The organism is Mycobacterium sp. IDUB_37 (assembly GCF_055419245.1).
In genome coordinates, this window is the sequence record NZ_JBVAXG010000004.1 from 268118 (window position 1) to 287048 (window position 18931).

At 65.9% G+C, this 18931-nt stretch carries 20 protein-coding genes; 10 read left to right on the forward strand and 10 right to left on the reverse strand.

The genetic code is table 11. The features are described from left to right. Window positions 1–18: 18 nt before the first annotated feature. The 4 genes from ACZY1I_RS15550 to ACZY1I_RS15565 form a co-directional block, all read right to left on the reverse strand. Window positions 19–1044 carry a cyclopropane mycolic acid synthase family methyltransferase gene (locus tag ACZY1I_RS15550; protein ID WP_463755340.1) on the reverse strand — a complete coding sequence of 342 codons (1026 nt, stop codon included), beginning with the start codon at window positions 1042–1044 and terminating at the stop codon, window positions 19–21. Window positions 1045–1706: 662 nt separating this feature from the next. Beyond that, entirely contained in the window at window positions 1707–2600 is an 894-nt protein-coding gene (locus ACZY1I_RS15555) for a sigma-70 family RNA polymerase sigma factor (RefSeq protein WP_463755341.1), read from the reverse strand. Continuing rightward, complete coding sequence (locus ACZY1I_RS15560) at window positions 2582–3166, reverse strand: carboxymuconolactone decarboxylase family protein (protein ID WP_463755342.1); 585 nt, start codon at window positions 3164–3166, stop codon at window positions 2582–2584. Before ACZY1I_RS15560 ends, ACZY1I_RS15555 begins: the two co-directional genes overlap by 19 nt. Before the next feature lie 90 nt (window positions 3167–3256). Then, the gene (locus ACZY1I_RS15565; RefSeq protein ID WP_463755343.1) at window positions 3257–3592 is read right to left on the reverse strand and encodes a type II toxin-antitoxin system VapB family antitoxin; all 336 of its coding nucleotides are present in this window, start codon (window positions 3590–3592) and stop codon (window positions 3257–3259) included. Between the two features lie 193 nt (window positions 3593–3785). On the opposite strand from ACZY1I_RS15565, the gene hrcA reads away from it, so the two are divergent. The 3 genes from hrcA (at window position 3786) to ACZY1I_RS15580 (ending at window position 6812) form a co-directional block, all read left to right on the forward strand. Continuing rightward, a complete protein-coding gene (hrcA, locus tag ACZY1I_RS15570; protein ID WP_463755344.1) occupies window positions 3786–4817 on the forward strand; it encodes a heat-inducible transcriptional repressor HrcA in 1032 nt (343 codons plus the stop codon). Window positions 4818–4891: 74 nt separating this feature from the next. Then, window positions 4892–6037, forward strand: coding sequence for a molecular chaperone DnaJ (dnaJ, locus tag ACZY1I_RS15575; RefSeq protein ID WP_463755345.1), 1146 nt, complete (start codon window positions 4892–4894; stop codon window positions 6035–6037). Between the two features lie 13 nt (window positions 6038–6050). Then, window positions 6051–6812: a 16S rRNA (uracil(1498)-N(3))-methyltransferase gene (locus ACZY1I_RS15580; protein WP_463755346.1), complete on the forward strand. Its 762-nt coding sequence runs from the start codon at window positions 6051–6053 to the stop codon at window positions 6810–6812. 55 nt (window positions 6813–6867) lie between these two features. Here ACZY1I_RS15580 and ACZY1I_RS15585 read toward each other — a convergent pair whose 3' ends face one another. The 3 genes from ACZY1I_RS15585 to ACZY1I_RS15595 form a co-directional block, all read right to left on the reverse strand. Beyond that, entirely contained in the window at window positions 6868–8469 is a 1602-nt protein-coding gene (locus ACZY1I_RS15585) for a PE family protein (RefSeq protein WP_463755347.1), read from the reverse strand. Window positions 8470–8859: 390 nt separating this feature from the next. Then, complete coding sequence (locus tag ACZY1I_RS15590; RefSeq protein ID WP_463755348.1) at window positions 8860–9504, reverse strand: maleylpyruvate isomerase family mycothiol-dependent enzyme; 645 nt, start codon at window positions 9502–9504, stop codon at window positions 8860–8862. After that, the gene (locus ACZY1I_RS15595; protein ID WP_463755349.1) at window positions 9497–10387 is read right to left on the reverse strand and encodes an alpha/beta hydrolase; all 891 of its coding nucleotides are present in this window, start codon (window positions 10385–10387) and stop codon (window positions 9497–9499) included. The genes ACZY1I_RS15590 and ACZY1I_RS15595 overlap by 8 nt, the downstream gene beginning before the upstream one ends. Before the next feature lie 29 nt (window positions 10388–10416). Between ACZY1I_RS15595 and ACZY1I_RS15600 the strand changes: the two genes are divergently transcribed. The 6 genes from ACZY1I_RS15600 (at window position 10417) to era (ending at window position 15316) form a co-directional block, all read left to right on the forward strand. After that, window positions 10417–11118, forward strand: coding sequence for a TetR/AcrR family transcriptional regulator C-terminal domain-containing protein (locus ACZY1I_RS15600; RefSeq protein ID WP_463755350.1), 702 nt, complete (start codon window positions 10417–10419; stop codon window positions 11116–11118). Window positions 11119–11189: 71 nt separating this feature from the next. Beyond that, window positions 11190–12248: a PhoH family protein gene (locus ACZY1I_RS15605; protein WP_463755351.1), complete on the forward strand. Its 1059-nt coding sequence runs from the start codon at window positions 11190–11192 to the stop codon at window positions 12246–12248. An 18-nt stretch (window positions 12249–12266) separates the two neighbouring features. Beyond that, window positions 12267–12803, forward strand: coding sequence for an rRNA maturation RNase YbeY (ybeY, locus tag ACZY1I_RS15610; RefSeq protein WP_463755352.1), 537 nt, complete (start codon window positions 12267–12269; stop codon window positions 12801–12803). Then, window positions 12800–14101 (forward strand): hemolysin family protein, encoded by a 1302-nt coding sequence (locus ACZY1I_RS15615; RefSeq protein WP_463755353.1) that lies wholly within the window; start codon window positions 12800–12802, stop codon window positions 14099–14101. Before ybeY ends, ACZY1I_RS15615 begins: the two co-directional genes overlap by 4 nt. After that, complete coding sequence (locus tag ACZY1I_RS15620) at window positions 14073–14414, forward strand: cytidine deaminase (RefSeq protein WP_463755354.1); 342 nt, start codon at window positions 14073–14075, stop codon at window positions 14412–14414. The genes ACZY1I_RS15615 and ACZY1I_RS15620 overlap by 29 nt, the downstream gene beginning before the upstream one ends. Continuing rightward, on the forward strand, window positions 14411–15316 hold the full coding sequence (era, locus tag ACZY1I_RS15625; protein WP_463755355.1) for a GTPase Era: 906 nt from the start codon (window positions 14411–14413) through the stop codon (window positions 15314–15316). The genes ACZY1I_RS15620 and era overlap by 4 nt, the downstream gene beginning before the upstream one ends. Here the strand turns inward: era and ACZY1I_RS15630 are convergent. Both ACZY1I_RS15630 and ACZY1I_RS15635 read right to left on the reverse strand, forming a co-directional pair. After that, window positions 15313–15642: a hypothetical protein gene (locus ACZY1I_RS15630; RefSeq protein WP_463755356.1), complete on the reverse strand. Its 330-nt coding sequence runs from the start codon at window positions 15640–15642 to the stop codon at window positions 15313–15315. The two genes, era and ACZY1I_RS15630, sit on opposite strands and share 4 nt — an antisense overlap. Further along, complete coding sequence (locus tag ACZY1I_RS15635; RefSeq protein WP_463755357.1) at window positions 15643–16299, reverse strand: DJ-1/PfpI family protein; 657 nt, start codon at window positions 16297–16299, stop codon at window positions 15643–15645. A 76-nt stretch (window positions 16300–16375) separates the two neighbouring features. Between ACZY1I_RS15635 and ACZY1I_RS15640 the strand changes: the two genes are divergently transcribed. Beyond that, window positions 16376–17323 (forward strand): GlxA family transcriptional regulator, encoded by a 948-nt coding sequence (locus tag ACZY1I_RS15640; RefSeq protein ID WP_463755358.1) that lies wholly within the window; start codon window positions 16376–16378, stop codon window positions 17321–17323. Between the two features lie 17 nt (window positions 17324–17340). On the opposite strand, the gene ACZY1I_RS15645 is transcribed toward ACZY1I_RS15640, so the two are convergent. Further along, window positions 17341–18849, reverse strand: coding sequence for an amidase (locus tag ACZY1I_RS15645; RefSeq protein WP_463755734.1), 1509 nt, complete (start codon window positions 18847–18849; stop codon window positions 17341–17343). Between the last annotated feature and the right edge of the window lie 82 nt (window positions 18850–18931).

Here is an 18931-nt window from a genome sequence, read left to right on the forward strand (position 1 = left end):
GGTTCTTCGCTAGAGCTGTCAACTTTTCACGAGGGTGAATTGCGCGATGTCGGTGTATCCGTCGCGGAACAAGCCGGCGCAGCCCGTAAGGTATTTCATGTACCGGTCGTAGACCTCCTCCGACTGAATCGCGATGGCTTCGTCTTTGCGCGACGCCAGCGCGGCCGCCCAGATATCGAGGGTGCGCGCATAGTGCATCCGGAGCGGCTGCACCAGCTTCACGTCGAAGCCGGCCTGCCGCGCATGCTCCTCCACGCGTGCTGCAGGGGGTAAGTCTCCGCCCGGGAAGATTTCTTCCATGATGAATTTCATGAACCGGAGCTTGGTTATGGTGATGGGCAGTCCGCGCTCGGCGAACTCCGCATTGCCGGGCTGGATGATTGTGTGCAGCAGCATCGCGCCGTCTGCGGGCAACGCGTGGTGGGCCATTTTGAAGAAGTCGGGGTAGCGGTCACGCCCGAAATGCTCGAACGCCCCGATCGACACAATCCGGTCGACCTTCTCGTCAAACTGCTCCCAACCGCGCAATAGAACGCGCTTACTTCGTGAGCTGGGATTCTGCGCCAGTAGCTTTTCTACGTGTGCCTGCTGATTACGGCTCAGAGTCAAGCCGATGACGTTGACGTCGTATCGCTCGAGGGCTCGGCAGATCGTGGCGCCCCAGCCGCAACCGATGTCGAGCAGGGTCATGCCGGGTTGCAGTCCAAGCTTGCCCAACGACAGGTCGATCTTTGCGATTTGTGCCTCTTGCAAAGTCAAATCGTCGTGTTCGAAGTACGCGCAGCTATACGTCTGGGTCGAATCCAGAAATAGTCTGAAGAAGTCATCTGACAGGTCGTAGTGCGCTTGTATGTCCGCAAAGTGCGGTTCAAGGCTTCCGTTGTTATCTTCACCAGCGGGCAAGGCAGATCCTTTGATTGATCGGTTTACCACCACGCGATCTACGCTGAGCGGCGGGCTGAGCATGGAACTGAACTTCTGGACGGTCTCGGGGCGCCACGGACAGGGAGTGCCGGGCCGCGATTCGGCGTCGAGGCCATGCAATATCCAAGTGAAATCGTCTAATGGATAACGAGTTTAACTGCTCGAACGCCGACACTATGGTCGCTCGTAGGCTGGCGGGATGATCTGGGGCATGAGAAATGCCGCTGCCACGGCTGCTCCATCCTGATTCGTCCACGGCAAGGTGCCGTCGGGGTCGCAGACCCGCAACATTCGGACTACTGCGCGGCTCGGAACAATCCCCAGGTACGTGCCGGGACGGTCGAGTAAGAAGTTTAGTCGCTGAAGTGCGGGAAACCCCGTACTGCCGATGAACTCAAGGCCGCGAAGATCGAAAATCCGCGATTTGCAATGCCTTACGCAACGTAAACTGAAATCGACGAATTGGTCAGTATTGAGCACGTCGAGTTCACCGACCGCGGTGACCAGTCCTGCGTGATGTCCCCACGTCGCGGTGAACTCGGCGGTACGGCATTTTTTGCCAAGCTTCGGTAGACGCCATAGCTGAGTTGATGGGCGCGAAAGCTTTCGCTGCGGTACCGCACGCTTCTCGCGAACGGTCGCTGAGATGGGCATCGCATCGGGTGCCGACGCGATTCAGGACATTGAGCGGCTGTGGAGTCAACCGGTGCGCTAGACCGTACCCGCCGACGCCGGGAGTGACAAATATCCGCACGCCCCTGAGTTGGGGGTCGCGCCCTCGACTAGCAAGCGAGCCCGTTCAGATCGAGTCGCGCGAGGCGGTCCCCGTCGGCCAGCACATCGATCGCGGCGATCCGTCCGTCACGGACCAGGAATCCCATGACGGCGGTCACTCGCCCGGCGACGAAGATGACTGCACCAGCCGTGCCATTCACCGTCGCGGCGCGCACCTGCCGTTCCGGTCCCGCGTAGTTGGCGGCCAGTCGGGCCACCGCCGACGCGCCCTCGGCGCGGACCGGCGCGGTGCCGCCACCAAAGTCGCCGCGTAACAACACGTCCGGGTGCAGCACCGCGACCAGTCGGTCGAAGTCGCCGCTGCGACCGGCAGCGAAGAAGGCCGCGACAGCCTCGCGCTGAGCAGCGTTGTCGCCGTCGGGAAAGGGATCCGCCTGCTGGATCCGCCGCCGCGCCCGGCTGGCCAGCTTGCGGGTCGCTTCCGGCGATTTCTCGACGATCGATGCGATCTGGCCGAACGGAACAGCGAACGCATCGTGCAGGACGAAGGCGAGTCGTTCGTCTGGCGGCAAGGTGTCGAGCACCACCAATAACGCCAGGCCCACGGCGTCGGACAGCAGTGCGCGGCGCTCAGGGTCAGAATCCTCGGTCAGATCCACGATCGGATCCGGAAGGTGCGCGACCAGCAGCTCTGCACCGGCCCGGGTGCGGCGGGCACGCAGCATGTTGAGGCAGATTCGCGCGACGACCGTCGTCAGCCATGCGTCGAGGTTGGCTATCTGCTCGGCGTCCTTGCCGGCCGCGGCGATCCCGTTCAGCCGCAGCCACGCTTCCTGAACAGCGTCCTGGGCATCCTCGATCGACCCGAGCATCCGGTAGGCGATCGCGGCCAACTGCGGCCTGGCGGCCTCGAAACGCTCGGTCAGCTGGGTAGCGCGCACACCATGCCCTCCGATAGTCCCGACGAACCGATGTCGAGCGCCACGTTGAACCGGGCACGAAGATTTCCCAGCGTGATGATGTGGGTCAGCCCGACGAGTTGTGCGGTGTCGAAGTGCGCGCGCAGCGCGTCGAACAGCTCGTCACTCACCTCGACGGGTGTGCGCGTGATCGCAGTCGAGTAGTCCAGGATCAGCTTGTCGACCTCGGAAAAGCACGATGCGTTCCGGTAGTCGGAGAGCGCCAACAGCTCGTCGTCACGCAAGCCCATTCCGCGCGCGATCTGCGAGCCGAGGTCGATACAGAATTCGCAACGCGCCACCGTCGCCGACTTCAGTTCAGCCAGTGCGCGTTGCCGCGGGCTCAGAATGTCCAGCTTCATCTCGGCCTGCTCGAGCCGCCCGATAGCCCGCAGCAGCGTTGGGATGTGCGCATACATCCGTAATGGCTCGAGCATGGTGGCGGTTTCACGCCCGGTCATCCGCTTGAAATGGCGCTTGGTGAAGAAAAAAGCGACCCTGGCGCCGAATCCGGCTTCTCGATCCGAAATGCCGACGAGTCGTGGCATGACATACCTCCCTGCACATGTCGGACCAGCCAATGCCGGCCCCTCACCAGATCGACACGTGGGTGCGGGAGAACGTGACCGACTACGCCGCTAGGTCGCGCTACGCGCGCTGGGCCAGGGCCCGCCCGTCGCCATGTCCATGTCGTACACCCGCGCATGCAGGACCACACGATTTCGCAATGCCGCACGGACCGCCCGATGCAGACCGTCCTCGAGGTAGATGATGCCGCGCCATCTCACTGCATGTGGAAAAAGATCGCCGTAGAAAGTCGAGTCCTCCGACAACAGGCGGTCCAGTTCGAGCACTCGGGTGGTGGTGACCAATTCGTCGAGCCGAATTTGTTGTGGCGGAATTCGGGACCAGTCCTTGTAGGACAGCCCATGTTCGGGGTACGGCTTGCCCTCTCGCACGCCTTTGAAGATCATGCCCCTACAACTTTCGGTAGCTTTCGCCTGACTGGTTTCGGCCCGAAGCGGCCCTCGACGGAACCAGGTGGAAAGGCTAATCGTCGCACGGGTTTGATGAGCCCTTGAGCGCCGATCGTCAGGTTGGCAGGTCAGATCCTGCCGAGACCGTAAAATAGATCCGGCCAGGGGGAGTACAGGGAGGTGAGAGTCAATGGGAAGTGCGGACGAGCGTCGTTTTCAGGTGCTGCACGCCATCGTCGCCGACTTCGTCTCCACCCATGAACCCATCGGTTCGAAGTCCCTGGTAGACCGGCATAACCTGGGCGTATCCAGCGCCACCATCCGTAACGACATGGCGGTGCTGGAAGCGGAGGGTTACATCGCCCAGCCGCACACCAGTTCCGGGCGGGTGCCGACGGAGAAGGGCTACCGCGAGTTCGTGGACCGCCTCGACGACGTCAAGCCGCTGTCCTCGGCGGAACGCCGCGCGATCCAGGGCTTCCTGGAGTCGGGTGTCGACCTCGACGACGTATTGCGCCGTGCGGTCCGACTGCTCGCCCAGCTGACCCGTCAGGTCGCGGTGGTGCAGTACCCGACGTTGTCGACGTCGACCGTGCGTCACTTGGAGGTGATCGCGCTGACCCCAGCCCGGTTGCTGATGGTCGTCATCACCGACTCCGGCCGGGTGGATCAGCGCATTGTCGAACTCGGCGACGTCATTGAGGATCATCAGCTGTCCCAACTGCGGGAGATGCTCTGCCAGGCGCTGGTTGGCAAACGGCTTTCGGCGGCTTCGATTGCGGTGGCCGATCTCGCCGGCCGGCTCCGCGAGAAGGATGGTCTGGGTGACGCCGTCGGTCGGTCCGCGACGGTCTTGCTGGAATCGTTGGTGGAACACACCGAGGAACGCCTGCTGCTGGGCGGCACCGCCAACCTGACCCGCAACTCCGCCGATTTCGGTGGCTCGCTGCGCTCGATCCTGGAAGCCCTCGAGGAGCAGGTGGTGGTGCTACGGCTGCTGGCAGCTCAGCAGGAAGCCGGCAAGGTGACGGTCCGGATCGGTCACGAGACGGAAGCGGAGCAGATGGCGGGTACATCGATGGTGTCCACCGTTTACGGCACCAGTGACATCGTTTACGGCGGCATGGGTGTGTTAGGTCCGACGCGTATGGACTATCCGGGAACTATGGCCAGTGTCGCCGCGGTTGCCATGTATATCGGCGAAGTATTGGGTTCGCGATGATCGCGTACCCACAGCAGAGTTTGAGGACAGCCGCCGGCAGGGCGGCGTAGGTCCCCTCATAAGAGAGGCAAATCGTGCCACGGGATTATTACGGGCTGCTTGGTGTCGGCAAGGGCGCCAACGAGACGGAGATCAAACGCGCCTATCGCAAGCTGGCGCGCGAACTGCATCCTGACGTCAACCCCGACGAGGCCGCGCAAGCGCGGTTCAAGGAGATCAGCGTCGCCTACGAGGTTCTGAGCGACCCGGAGAAGCGACGGATTGTCGACCTGGGTGGAGATCCGCTGGAGAACGCCGCCGCGGGCGGTGGCTTCGGTGGCTTCGGCGGGTTGGGCGACGTCTTCGAGGCATTCTTCGGAGGCAGCGGCTTCGGTGCGGGCGGTTCCCGCGGTCCCATCGGCCGGGTTCGGCCGGGCTCGGACTCGCTGCTGCGGATGCGCCTCGATCTCGAGGAGTGCGCGACCGGGGTCACCAAGCAGGTCGCGGTCGACACCGCGGTGTTGTGCGACCGATGCCAGGGCAAGGGCACCAACGGCAATTCCGCTCCCGTCCCCTGCGACACCTGTGCCGGTCGCGGCGAAGTGCAAACCGTGCAGCGTTCGCTGCTGGGTCAGATGTTGACGTCGCGGCCGTGTCCCACTTGCCGCGGAGTCGGTGTGGTCATTCCCGACCCCTGCTATCAGTGCATGGGTGACGGTCGAGTGCGCGCCCGCCGGGACATCACGGTCAAGATTCCGGCAGGAGTCGGCGACGGCATGCGAGTCCGCCTTGCCGCCCAGGGCGAAGTGGGACCCGGCGGAGGGCCGGCCGGCGACTTGTACGTCGAGGTCCACGAGCAGGCCCACGACATCTTCGCCCGGGAGGGCGACGACCTGCACTGCACGGTCTCGGTGCCGATGGTCGACGCGGCGCTGGGCGTCACGGTCAGCTTGGAAGCCATTCTGGACGGCACCAGCGAGATCGTTGTGCCCGCCGGTACTCAACCGGGCGCGGTCATCACGCTGCGAGGCCGCGGGATGCCGCATCTGCGGTCCAACACTCGCGGAGATCTGCACGTCCACGTCGATGTGGTGGTCCCCACCCGGCTGGACAATCACGACACCGATCTGCTGCGCGAACTTAAGACCCGCCGCACCCGCGACGTCGCCGAGGTCCGCTCGTCGCATGCCGGCGGCGGCGGGCTGTTCAGTCGCCTACGCGAGACGTTCACCGGCCGCTAGTTAAGGCCCGAAGATGGTGGGCACGTTGTTCTACGTCGAGGCGCTGCCCGACGTTGGCTCAATTGCTTTGGTGGACGGCGACGAGGGGTTTCACGCCGCCACCGTGCGGCGGATCCGTCCCGGTGAGGAACTCGTCCTCGGCGACGGCGCCGGTGAGTTGGCCCGATGCGTGGTCGAGCACGCCGGGCGCGACGGCATCGGTGCCCGCGTGCAGGAGCGCTGGACCGTCACCGCCGGGCAGCCGCGGGTGACCGTGGTGCAGGCGCTACCCAAGTCCGAACGATCCGAACTCGCCGTCGAACTGGCCACCGAGGCCGGCGCCGACGCCTTCCTGGCCTGGCAGGCGGCACGCTGCGTGGCCAGCTGGGAAGGTGCGCGCGTCGACAAAGGCTTGCGCAGATGGCGTGCGGTGGCGCGCTCGGCGGCGCGGCAATCGCGTAGGGCGCACATCCCGCCCGTCGACGGGGTGCTGACCACGAAGGCGCTGATCGCGCGGGTGCGCGACGAAGTTGCGGCTGGTGCGGTGGTCTTGGCGTTGCACGAATCTGCCACCGACCGGCTCGCGGATTTAGCTGTGGCGCAGGCGGATTCGCTGCTACTCGTGGTCGGCCCGGAAGGCGGCGTCGCACCGGACGAGATCGCCGCCCTGACCGAAGCGGGCGCAGTCGCGGTGCGGCTTGGCCCGACGGTGCTGCGCACGTCGACGGCGGCCGCGGTGGCGTTGGGCGCTTTGGGCGTGCTCACCCCACGCTGGGACGTTGCGTCGAGCGTTTGAAATGGCGCAGCCAGCGCTCCCGGGGAAGCGCTGGCTGCGACCGATCGATCTCCGGCTACGGCAACAGGCCGTTCTGGCCGTTGACGCCTATCAGGATGCCGCCGTTGCCTCCGGTGCCCACGGTCCCGTTCCCCATGGCGCTGGTTCCGGCGTTCCCGCCGTTACCGCCCTGGCCCGAGAGGAAGGCATTACCGCCGTTGCCGCCGTTGCCTCCTGCGCTGACGAACCCGTCGCCGCCGGCGCCGCCGGAGCCGCCGTCGCCGAACAGTCCGGATTTGCCGCCGTTGCCGCCGTTGCCGCCAGGGTTTTGCAAGCCCGACCCGCCGGCGCCACCGGCTCCGCCGGTGCCGTAGAAGATGCCGGCGTTGCCACCGACACCGCCGACACCGCCACCGCCGCCCCCGCTGCCGCCGGCGCCGCCGGCGCCGCCGTTGCCGAAGAACGCGCCGACACCGCCGCCACCGCCGTTGCCGCCGTTTGCGAACGCGGGGCTGCCATACCCGCCGGCGCCGCCTGCCCCGCCGGAGCCGAGCAAGAAGCCTGCGTTGCCACCCTGACCGCCGGCTCCGGCGTTCCCGGCCGCGCCGGTGGCGTCGCCGCCCGCACCACCAGTGCCGCCAGAGCCGGCGATCAGGCCTGCACCGCTGCCGTTGCCGCCGGCACCGCCTTTGCCGACGCCGCTGCCGCCGTCTCCGCCGTCGGCGCCTTGGCCGAACAGACCACTACCACCGGCGTCGCCACCACGACCGCCTACGCCGGCAGCGGCTGTGGCGGAGCCACCCTCGCCGCCGGCACCGCCGTGGGCGCCGAACAGCCCGCTGGCTCCGCCGGACCCGCCGGCCCCACCGGCGGTAGCACCGCTACCGCCACTGCCGCCTGCAGCGCCGTTGCCGAACAACCCGCCGGACCCACCCGCGCCACCATTGCCGCCGGAGCCAAGCTGGGAGAACCCGCCCAAGCCGCCCGAGCCGCCGGCGGTGAACAGTCCGCCCGCGCCACCGGCACCGCCGGCGCCGCCGGCCTTGCCCGCGGCATTCGTGTAGCCGCCGAGGCCACCGTTGCCGGCGGCGCCAAACAGGGTGCCGCCGGCGCCGCCGGCGCCGCCGGCGCCGCCGTTGTTAGTGGTGGAGAACGCGCCGGCGCCGCCCTGTCCGCCGTTACCGAACAGGCCGGCCGCGCCACCGGCACCGCCGGCTTGGCCGGAACCACCCAGACCGGACCCGCCGTTACCGCCGCTGCCGAACAAGATTCCACCGGCGCCGCCATTCGCCCCGCTACCCGGCTTGGCGTTGGCGCCATTACCGATCAGCGGGCGTCCGAACGCGGCCAGGAAGGGGGCATTGATCACATCGAGTAACGGCCCGAGCGGCGAGACTGCCGCCGCCTCTGCGCCGGTGTACGCCGCGCCCGCCCCTGTCAAGGTCTGGACGAATTCCGTGTGGAAAGCAGACACGCGCGCGCTGAGGGCCTGAAAGTCCTCACCGTGCGAACCGAACAGCGAAGCAAGGGCAGCTGACACTTCGTCGGCGCCTGCGGCCAAAACCGAGACGGTGGGGGCTGACGCGGCGGCACTGGCCGCGCTCACCGTCGAACCGACGTTTGCCAAGTCCGTTGCTGCCGCCGTTAAGAACTCCGGCGCCGCAATGACAAATGACATGGGACCTCCAAATAATTCGCGGCTAATAAGTCACGCCTATCCAGGGTCGCCAGCTCACCCTCGAGATCAGCAGCAGGAGCGTACTGCGCTGCCGCCAACGAGTAGGCCGAATTCAAATATTTTCTTGGTGTCATTTCAGACGACTCTTTCCGAATTTTTAATTACCACACTCGTCAATAACTAAAAGGGGGGTTTCCCTTCAGTTCCGCATCGCCAACGAGCGTGATGTGGCTCGATCCCGATCCTGCGCGCCGCGAATGCGCGTGGGAGTGCGTGTTTGCGGCTAAAAGTGGTGGCTTGGGACGCAATTGTGTGCTATCCGCCCAGGAATGTGCTTGCCGTCGCCCAGTCGTAGCAGGGGCTCGACGGGAATTGCCGGCCAACACGTCGCTACAACGCCGGCACCCGAATCCGTAGCTCGTCGATACCGGCGCCGCTGAGCTGACCCAGTGCCCAAGGGCGACCCGCGAGCACCGACGCCAGTTGCGCGGCGCCACCGGTCACCGTCCGCGTACCCGCGCCGTGCCCCCAATCCGCATCCGTGGCAGAAAGATTCAGTCCACGTGCCGTGGCGGCTGCCGGGACGAACGGATTCGGGACGCGCACTTGGGTATTCAGTACGGCGGCCAACGCGCTAGGCTCGATCTGGGAATCTCTGCCGAGCGCAAACGCGATATCGAGTTCGTGAATCACGTGATCGCCCAACAACAGTCGCCGCGGAAACACCCGGCCGATGCCGCGAGGCGCGGCGGTGAGCACGACGAATTCGTCTATCAACTCGGCCGGGCTGCGCTGCGCGGCCAGGTTCTTGGCGAGCGCGGTGTTGGCGCGGTCGAAGGACCCGCGATGGCTGACCATGCCGGCGGCCAACTCGGTCATCGATGCCCGATAGCCGATTACCAAGTGGGCCAACACTTCGTGGTTGTTCCACTCCGTGCACAAACTGGGGTGCGACCACTCGGCTTCGGTCAAGCTGCCGGCGAATTCGGCAAATCGCAAATCATTCGAATGCAGTAATTTGCGCAGTTCAGACATTCAGGTGCTCCAGCAGGAAGGCGGTCTGGTCGACAAGGAGATCGGCCAGCAACGGCGGGTGGTAGATCTGGAAATGGTCGCCGTCGTAATGGCGCGCGATGCCACGCGGCGCACGCCGGGCGAGATCTTCGGCGTGTCGAAGATCCATCAACGTCTCCCGGCGTGACACGCAAACAAGCACTGGTGCGGTGATCCGGTGTGCTTCTCGTTTAGCGCTGTTGAAGACAATTTGGGCGACGTTCGATGCGGCGATGCGATTGTCGAAGGACCCGCCGGGATCCACGGTGGAGTTCCAGCCCTCTTCGGCGCCGGCCACCGTGACGGCGGCCAGGCTGCCCGGTTTGCCGACGATCGGTACATATCGGCGCTGTCGTCCCAACGCGGCGCGTATCGCGTCCTCGGCGAGTGCCGGCCCCAATCGCAGCGCGGCTACCGGCCCGATCCGCCGCAACGTCGCCGGGCCGTCGACGATTGGACACTGGACAACAACGGCGGCGAGGTCGGACCGCCGCGCGGCGACGCGTAGGACGTGCATCGCGCCCAGGCTGGTACCCCATAGTGCGACGCGAGTCGCGTCGATCTCGGGCAAACCGCGGACGTATTCGAGCGCCGCGGTGATGTCCTGGCGATGCCGGCGCAGGCTGAGCACCTGCCGGGGTGTGCCGTCGGAGGCTCCGAGATTGCGGTAGTCGAACGCGAGGGTGGCGATGCCGGCCGCCGCGAAATGCCGTTCATACCGGGCGAGGGCCATGGTGTGGTTGGCGCCCAGCCCGTGGGCCAGGACGACTGCCGGATGTGGGCCAGGTCGGGGTGGTCTGGTCAGCCACGCGGCGCACCGGGTCCCGTGCGAGGTGAATTCAGTGGTGATCGTGCTGGCAATCATGTAATCCTCCGATACGTACGATGTACGTATTGGACAACACGTACGATGTACGTGTCAACAGAGAGGGGCGTCGGGTGCGGGCACGCTTCACGGTTTCCGAGATCTCCGCGGCTGCACTCGAGATCGTCGACCGAGATGGCCTGGGTGGGCTGAGCATGCGTTCGTTGGCGTCCGCGCTCGGCACCGGCCCGATGACGCTCTACAACTACGTCAAGGACCGCGGCGAACTCGAGGAACTGGTGGCAGAAGCCGTCATTGCCGACATCAAAGTTCCTGCCCCAGTCGATGATTGGTGCGCCGACGTGCGGGATATCGCGGTGGCGATGTGGGAAACAGTGCGTAGGCACCCCAACGCCGTGCCGCTGGTGCTGACCCGCCGCACCGTGTCGGCGTCGAGTTATCTGGCCGCCGACCGGTTGATCGGCGGGCTCAAGGGGGCCGGCCTGGCCGACGTGGACCTACTGGCCAGCTTCCGGGCGGTGCTCGGTCTCGTCATGGGCAGTGCCCAGGCAGAACTGGCCGGACCGCTGGCCGGACCGGCGCGGGATCGGGAGCAGACGGCCGTGGCGGCCCGTATAGGCGGGTTGGCCGGCGATCAACACCCGCATATCGCCGCGTTGGCGCATGTCAGCCGTCGATCGACGGCAGCTGCCGATTTCGAACGGGGGCTGGCCATCTTGCTGGCAGGTATCAAATCGTTGGGAAGCGGCGACCGACCGGCGGTAAACTGAAATTCATCGACTCACGTCGCGCGACACCATTGAAAATCCGGACCAGCTAGAAAGCAGGCGACAGAAACCACGTGACGCCCCGCGAGACCCGCGCTGTTGACGCCGGCGTAGCCCGCCCGACAAACCCTCCAGTTCGCAGCAGCATCGATGTTCCGCCCGATCTCGTCGTGGGCCTGCTCGGTTCGGCCGACGAGAACCTGCGCGCCCTGGAACAAACCCTCAACGCCAAGCTGCATGTGCGCGGCAACACCGTCACCCTCTCTGGTGAGCCGGCCGATGTGGCGCTCGCCGAGCGGGCCGTCTCGGAGTTGGTGGCGATCGTGTCCAGAGGCCAGACGCTGACGCCGGAGGTGGTCAGTCGCAGCGTCGCAATGCTGTTGGGCACCGGGAACGAATCACCGGCCGAAGTGCTCAGCCTCGACATCTTGTCCCGCCGCGGCAAGACGATCCGGCCCAAGACGCTCAACCAGAAGCGCTATGTCGACGCGATCGACGCCCACACGATCGTCTTCGGGATAGGGCCGGCCGGAACCGGTAAGACCTACCTGGCCATGGCGAAGGCCGTGCACGCGCTGCAGACCAAACAGGTGACCCGCATCATCTTGACCCGCCCCGCGGTGGAAGCCGGTGAGCGACTGGGGTTTTTGCCCGGGACGCTGAGCGAGAAGATCGACCCGTATCTGCGCCCGTTGTACGACGCGCTGTACGACATGATGGATCCCGAGCTCATTCCCAAGCTGATGTCCTCTGGGGTGATCGAAGTCGCCCCGCTGGCATATATGCGGGGTCGCTCGCTCAACTCCGCCTTCGTCGTCCTCGACGAGGCGCAGAACACCACCGCCGAGCAGATGAAGATGTTCCTCACCAGGCTGGGCTTCGGCTCCAAGATGGTCGTCACCGGGGACATCACCCAGATCGATCTGCCGGGCGACTCCAGGTCCGGCCTGCGGGCCGCGGTGGACATCCTCGAGGACATCGACGACATCCACATCGCGGAGCTGACCAGCCAGGACGTGGTTCGCCATCGGCTGGTTGCCGAGATCGTGGACGCCTACGCCAGGTACGAGGAGCCCGGTTCGGGGATGAACCGGGCGGCTCGGCGGGCGTCCGGCAGTCGCAATCGTCGATGATGTGTGCGTGAGCGTCTTATGACAATTGAGGTATCCAACGAGTCGGGCATCGACGTCTCCGAGGTCGAACTGGTCAGCGTCGCGCGCTTCGTGATCACCAGCATGGACGTCAACCCGGCCGCCGAGCTGTCCATGGTCCTGCTGGACACCGCGGCGATGGCCGATCTGCACATGCGCTGGATGGACCTGCCCGGGCCGACCGATGTGATGAGCTTTCCCATGGATGAGCTGGAGCCCGGCGGTCGCCCGGACGCTCCCGAACCGGGGCCGGCCATGCTGGGTGACATCGTGCTGTGCCCGGAATTCGCCGCCGAGCAAGCGGCCACGGCAGGCCACAGCCTCGGCCATGAACTGGCTTTGCTGACCATTCACGGCGTCCTTCACCTGCTCGGCTACGACCACGGCGAGCCGGACCAGGAACGGGAGATGTTCGCGCTGCAAGGGCGGTTGCTCGAGGAGTGGGTGGCCGAACAGGTCGAGGCCTACGAGAACGACCGTCAGAAGGAGCGGGACCGCCGACTGCTGGACAAATCAAGGTATTTCGACCTGCCGTGACGGGCATCTATCAGTTGCTCTGTGCGATCGTGCTGGTCGGCTTGGGCGGAGTATTCGCCGCTCTCGATGCCGCCGTGAGCACGGTTTCGCTGGCGCGGGTGCAGGAGTTGGTGCGCGACGAGCGGCCCGGCGCGAGGTCGCTGACCAAGGTGATGGCCGATCGGCCGCGTTACATCAACCTTGTTGTGCTACTGCGGATTGCCTGCGAGATCACCGCGACGGTCCTGCTGGTGGTGTTCCTCTACGACAACTTCGGTCTGGACTGGGGGTTGCTTGGTGGGGCGACCATCATGGTGGTCACCAGTTTCGTCGTGATCGGCGTCGGACCACGCACACTGGGCCGCCAGCACGCCTATTCCATCGCGCTGGCGACCGCCCTTCCGCTGCAGGTGATTTCGTGGCTGCTGATGCCGATCAGCCGGTTGCTGGTGTTGCTGGGCAATGCGGTCACCCCGGGCCGCGGCTTTCGCAACGGGCCGTTCGCCTCCGAGATCGAACTGCGCGAAGTCGTCGACCTGGCGCAGCAGCGCGGTGTGGTCGCCGCCGACGAGCGCCGCATGATCGAGTCGGTTTTCGAACTCGGTGACACCCCGGCGCGCGAGGTGATGGTGCCACGCACCGAGATGGTCTGGATCGAGGGTGACAAGACGCCAAGTCAGGCGATGACGCTCGCCGTGCGCAGCGGCCATTCCCGGATACCCGTGATCGGCGAGAATGTCGACGACATCGTCGGCGTCGTGTATCTGAAAGACCTTGTGCAACAAACGGTCAGCCTGACCGATACCGGTCGCAAGACGGTCGGGCAGGTGATGCGTCCGGCGGTGTTCGTGCCGGACTCCAAGCCGTTGGATGCCTTGCTGCGGGAGATGCAGCGCGACCGCAACCACATGGCCCTGCTGGTCGATGAGTACGGCGCCATCGCCGGCCTGGTCAGCATCGAGGATGTGCTCGAAGAAATCGTCGGCGAGATCGCCGATGAATACGACCAGGCCGAAACCGCGCCGGTGGAAGAGTTGGGCGATAACCGCTTCCGGGTCTCGGCGCGGCTGCCCATCGAGGATGTCGGCGAGCTCTACGGGGTCGAATTCGACGACGACCTCGACGTCGATACGGTTGGTGGCCTGCTGGCTCTCGAATTGGGCCGGGTTCCGCTGCCCGGCGCCGAAGTCATCACGCATGGTCTGCGCCTGCACGCCGAAGGGGGTCCCGACCATCGAGGCCGCGTTCGTGTGGGCACCGTGCTGCTGAGCGCGGTCGAGAATGAGGATGATGACGCAGGGAGTGAAAAGAGTGGCTGACCAGCTAGACGCCGAGGACGCCAAGCTGGTGGTGCTGGCCCGCGCGGCCATGGCGCGCGCCGAGGCGAGCAGTGCCGCCGCGGTGCGTGACGTCGACGGCCGCACCTATGTTGCCGCGCCGGTGCGGTTGGCGACCCTGGAGTTGACCGGTTTGCAGGCCGCGGTAGCCGCGGCGGCATCCAGCGGCGTTACCGGACTCGAAGCGGCTGTGCTGGTGGCCGGTTCCGACGATGACCCTGGCATTGCCTCGGTCCGCGAACTCGCGCCGGCGGCTGCGATCATCCATACCGATGCGACGGGTAGACCACTGTGACTGAAGGCGAGTTCCGTTCAGGCTTCGTGTGTTTGATCGGCCGGCCGAACACCGGCAAGTCGACGCTGACCAACGCGCTGGTCGGTGCGAAAGTGGCGATCACCTCGATGCGTCCGCAGACAACCCGGCACACCATTCGCGGCATCGTGCATCGCGAGAACTATCAGATCATTCTCGTCGACACCCCGGGCCTGCATCGTCCGCGCACCCTGCTGGGCCAGCGCCTCAACGACCTTGTCCGCGACACCTACTCCGAAGTCGACATCATTGGGCTGTGCATCCCGGCCGACGAGCCGATCGGCCCGGGTGACCGCTGGATCGTCGAGCAGGTCAGCGCGGTCTCGCCGAGAACTAAAGTGGTGGGCCTCGTCACCAAGATCGACAAGGTGCCTAGAGACCGGGTGGCCGCGCAGCTGGTCGCGGTGAGCGAACTCCTGCCGAATGCGGCCGAAATCGTGCCTGTTTCAGCGGTTTCCGGTGAACAGGTCGACGTGCTCAGCGAAGTGCTGGCGGCGGCACTGCCGCCCGGCCCCGCGTATTACCCCGACGGCGAGCTGACCGACGAACCCGAAGAAGTGTTGATGGCCGAGCTGATCCGCGAGGCCGCCCTCGAGGGAGTGCGCGACGAGTTGCCGCACTCGCTGGCCGTGGTGATCGACGAGATCAGCCCGCGGGCCGACCGTGACGACCTGATCGACGTGCACGCGCTGTTGTACGTCGAGCGGGACAGCCAGAAGGGCATCGTGATCGGCAAGGGTGGCGCCCGGCTACGTGAGGTGGGCACCGCCGCCCGCGTTCAGATCGAAAAGCTGCTTGGCACCAAAATCTATTTGGATCTGCGGGTCAAGGTCGCCAAGAATTGGCAGCGCGACCCCAAACAGCTTGGCCGACTGGGCTTTTAGCCACCGGCTTGGCGACGCCGACCGGTCACCGCCGACTTCGGCAGCTTGCCGGCGCGGGAATGCCCGGCCATGGCGTCGCCGTCGAACACGACGTCGAAGTTCAGGTTGAGCCGCATTGGCTTGCTCACCGACTGCCGCCAGGTCAGGCGTGTGCCTATGTCGCTGTCGGCACGCGAAATATCCTGCAGCGGAACGGTTTCGTCTTTGAATGTCGCGGTACCCTCGAGGCCGGTGGGCCCCTGAGTGAAGACATACCGCACCGCGAGGGTGCCGATCGGGGTCTTGATCGCGACGTCCCAATCGCCGTCTACGGCTACCGTATTCACCTATACCTCCATGGGTTCTCTGCCGGTATTGCTCCACACAATGCCCCGGCGCTCGTATGCGAAAAGCTCCTCGACGGCGTGCGCGACCCGTGGGCCGTACCACCGGTCCAGCAGATACAGCCCCAGGTCGAGCCCCGATGTCACCCCGCCCGCGGTGATCAGGTCCCCGTCGTCCACCACCCTGGCCGACACCGCGTGTACGCCTGCCGCGTCCAGCAGGTCCAAGCCCAGGTGGTGTGTCACCGCGTGGCGACCCTCGATCATGCCGGTCATCGCCATGATCACCGAGCCGCCGCAGACCGCGGTCACCGTAACGTCCGGATTTTCAAATGCCTTCTGCAGCAACGGCGTCAGTTCCGACTGCGCGGCTCGGGCCAGTAGGACGGGAATGGTCTCGACGCCGTCGTCGGGGTCGCCGGCGACGGGTCCGCTGGCGCCGGGCACCAGCACACAGCCACTCTTGGCCGGGTCGAGTGCGGCGGTGGCGGTCAGGGTCACCCCGAGCGTGCCGCTGGTCACGGTGCGTGCCCCCTCGGCCGAGACCAGCGATACCGCGAGTTCACCGCCGACAAACGCGCTGCCCGCGGCGAGCACTTCGAACGGAGCGATGACGTCCAGGGGGTCGAACCCGTCGAAAAGCACTATCTGTGCATGCATGCCAGTCATGGTGGTCGATCTCCCGCCGCCCGACTAGTGGCCGAATAGCCATCATGCGCCGGTATATTGCCAAGGCATGCACACGGTTGCCGTTCTGGCCGAACCCGACGTCATCGCGTTCGACCTGGCCATTCCGATCGAGGCATTCGGCCGGATCCTGCTGGCCACCGGCGAACCCGGCTACCGGGTCCGGGTGTGCGGCGTCGAACCCGTCGTCTCGGCGGGACCTATCGGGATCACCACCGACTTCGGGTTGGCCGAACTCGGCAATGCCGACACCATCGTGGTGCCCGGCCGCAATGACATCACTTCGGGAGTCCGCGACGACGTCGTCGTCGCACTGAAAGAGGCGCACCGCAACGGAATTCGGATCGCTTCGATATGTAGTGGAGCGTTCACGCTGGCGGCCGCAGGAGTCCTGGACGGCAAGCGCGCGACCACCCACTGGATGGCTGCCGAGTTTTTCGCCGCCATGTATCCCGCGGTCAGGCTGGACGCCGACGCCCTTTACGTCGACGAAGGGCAAATTCTCACCTCCGCCGGCGCGTCCGCCGGCCTGGATCTGTGCCTGCACATGGTGGCGCTCGACTACGGGTCCGCGGTGGCCGCCGACGCCGCTCGGTTGGCGGTCGCCCCGCTGCACCGCACCGGCGGGCAGGCGCAGTTCATCATCCGCAACCGTCGAGAGGCGAACACCGAACTCGACGGGCTGTTGGCGTGGATCGAGAGCAATGCCCATCTGCCCTTGACGCTCAATGATATTGCGGTGCAGGCGTCCGCCAGCGTGCGCACACTGAATCGCAGCTTCAAGCGTGAGACCGGGCAGACACCGATGCAATGGGTCAACGGTGTGCGGATCCGCCATGCCCAGGAACTGCTGGAGGCAACCGACGACGGTGTCGAAAGCATCTCGCGCCGAGTCGGTTTCGCATCAACAACCAACTTCCGGGAGCAGTTCCGGCGGATCACCGGGGTGTCGCCGCAGAGCTATCGCACCACGTTTCACGAAAAGTCCTGCGGTTAGTGGACTTTCGACGCGGGTCAGCGCTTCTTGGACGGAGGGTCCGGCACGCTGTGAATCGGTGGAGTGCTATTGCCGGCGTCCCACCACACCTTCGGTTGTTTGGCGGCCCAGCCGGTGAAGGCCTCCAGTTCGGCGGCCAGCGAGATCAGCATGCCTTCGCTGTTTGCCGGCCCCATCAATTGCACGCCGATAGGCAACCCGTCGGAAGTGAAGCCCGCCGGCACGTTGATTGCGGGCCAGCCCAACACATTCCAGGGCCAGGTGTACGGGCACGCCGCGACGACGGCGCGATCGGTGGCCACGCTGCTCAACCGGTCGAAGGCGCGTGCTTGCGGCGGCGGCAGCGCGGTGGTCGGCGCCAGCACCACGTCGACGATGTTGAAGATCGACCCGACCCGGCGGTGGTCGGCTTTCTCATGACGTCGGGTGGCGCGCAATGACGCCTGCGACAGCATGTGGCCGGTACGCATATTGGACAAGGTGCGCGGATCCCAGCTCATCCCGTCGCCGAGGCGCTGCTCCCAGGCCCAAAGTCCGGACATCGACCTACCCAGGAAGTCCCAGGACATCCGCAGGCCGTAGTCCGGGTTGCCCTTGACCACCTTGTGCCCGAGCGTCTCGAGTTGCTCGCCCACTTGCTGGAGTGCGGCCAGGATCTCGGGGTGCAGCTTGGATCGGAAGAAGGTGTAGGGGGGCCGGGTGGACAGCGCGATCTTCAGCGGTCCGGGCGCGATGCTGACGTAGTCCGACGCCGTCAACGGCGGCGGTTTGTGTAGGTCGCCCTCAACGTTGCCGGACGCCGCGTCCAGCACCAGCGCGGCGTCGGCCACCGTGCGAGCCAGCACACCGTTGACGGTGATGCCGTTGAACGACTCCGGTTCGGGCCAGGTGGAGATGCGGCCGCGCTGCGGCTTGATGCCGACCAGGTGCGTCCATGCCGCTGGGATACGGATGCTGCCTGCGCCGTCGGAGCCGATCGCGGCGCTCACCAACCCCGCGGCCACGGCTGCCGCACTGCCGCCCGACGAACCGCCCGGCGTGTGCCGCCGCGACCATGGGTTGCGGGTGTGGCCGAAACCCGGCCCGCTGGTAAACGGCCACTGGCCGAGCTCGCAGGTGTTGGTCTTGCCGACGATTACCGCGCCGGCCGTCTTGAGGCGGCGAACCACCTCGGAGTCGTGCGCGGCGGGTCGCACATATCCGTCGGTGCCGAATGCGGTCGGTACTCCGGCAATGTCGACGTCGTCTTTGACGGCGATCGGGATGCCGAGCAGGGGAGCGGTGTCGCCGGACGCGCGGCGACGGTCGGCCTTCGCGGCATCGGCCAGTGCCGACTCGGTGAGCACCACCCGGAAGGCGTTCAATGTGGACTGGCTCGCATTGATGGCGTGCAGTGAGCGCCGGACCAGCTCAGCGGAAGTCACCTGCTTGGTGGCCAGCTGGTAGAGCAAGTCGGTTAACGTGGGCAAGCGCCGGTTGCCGGAGCCGGAATCGACTCCAGAAGCGGACTCAAAAGCGCCAACCACGGGGTACGAGACTATCGGCGCGGATACCCGGGATGTCGCGGTGGGGTGCAAAACGCCGTGGCGATCGCCAGCGCGGCGCAGC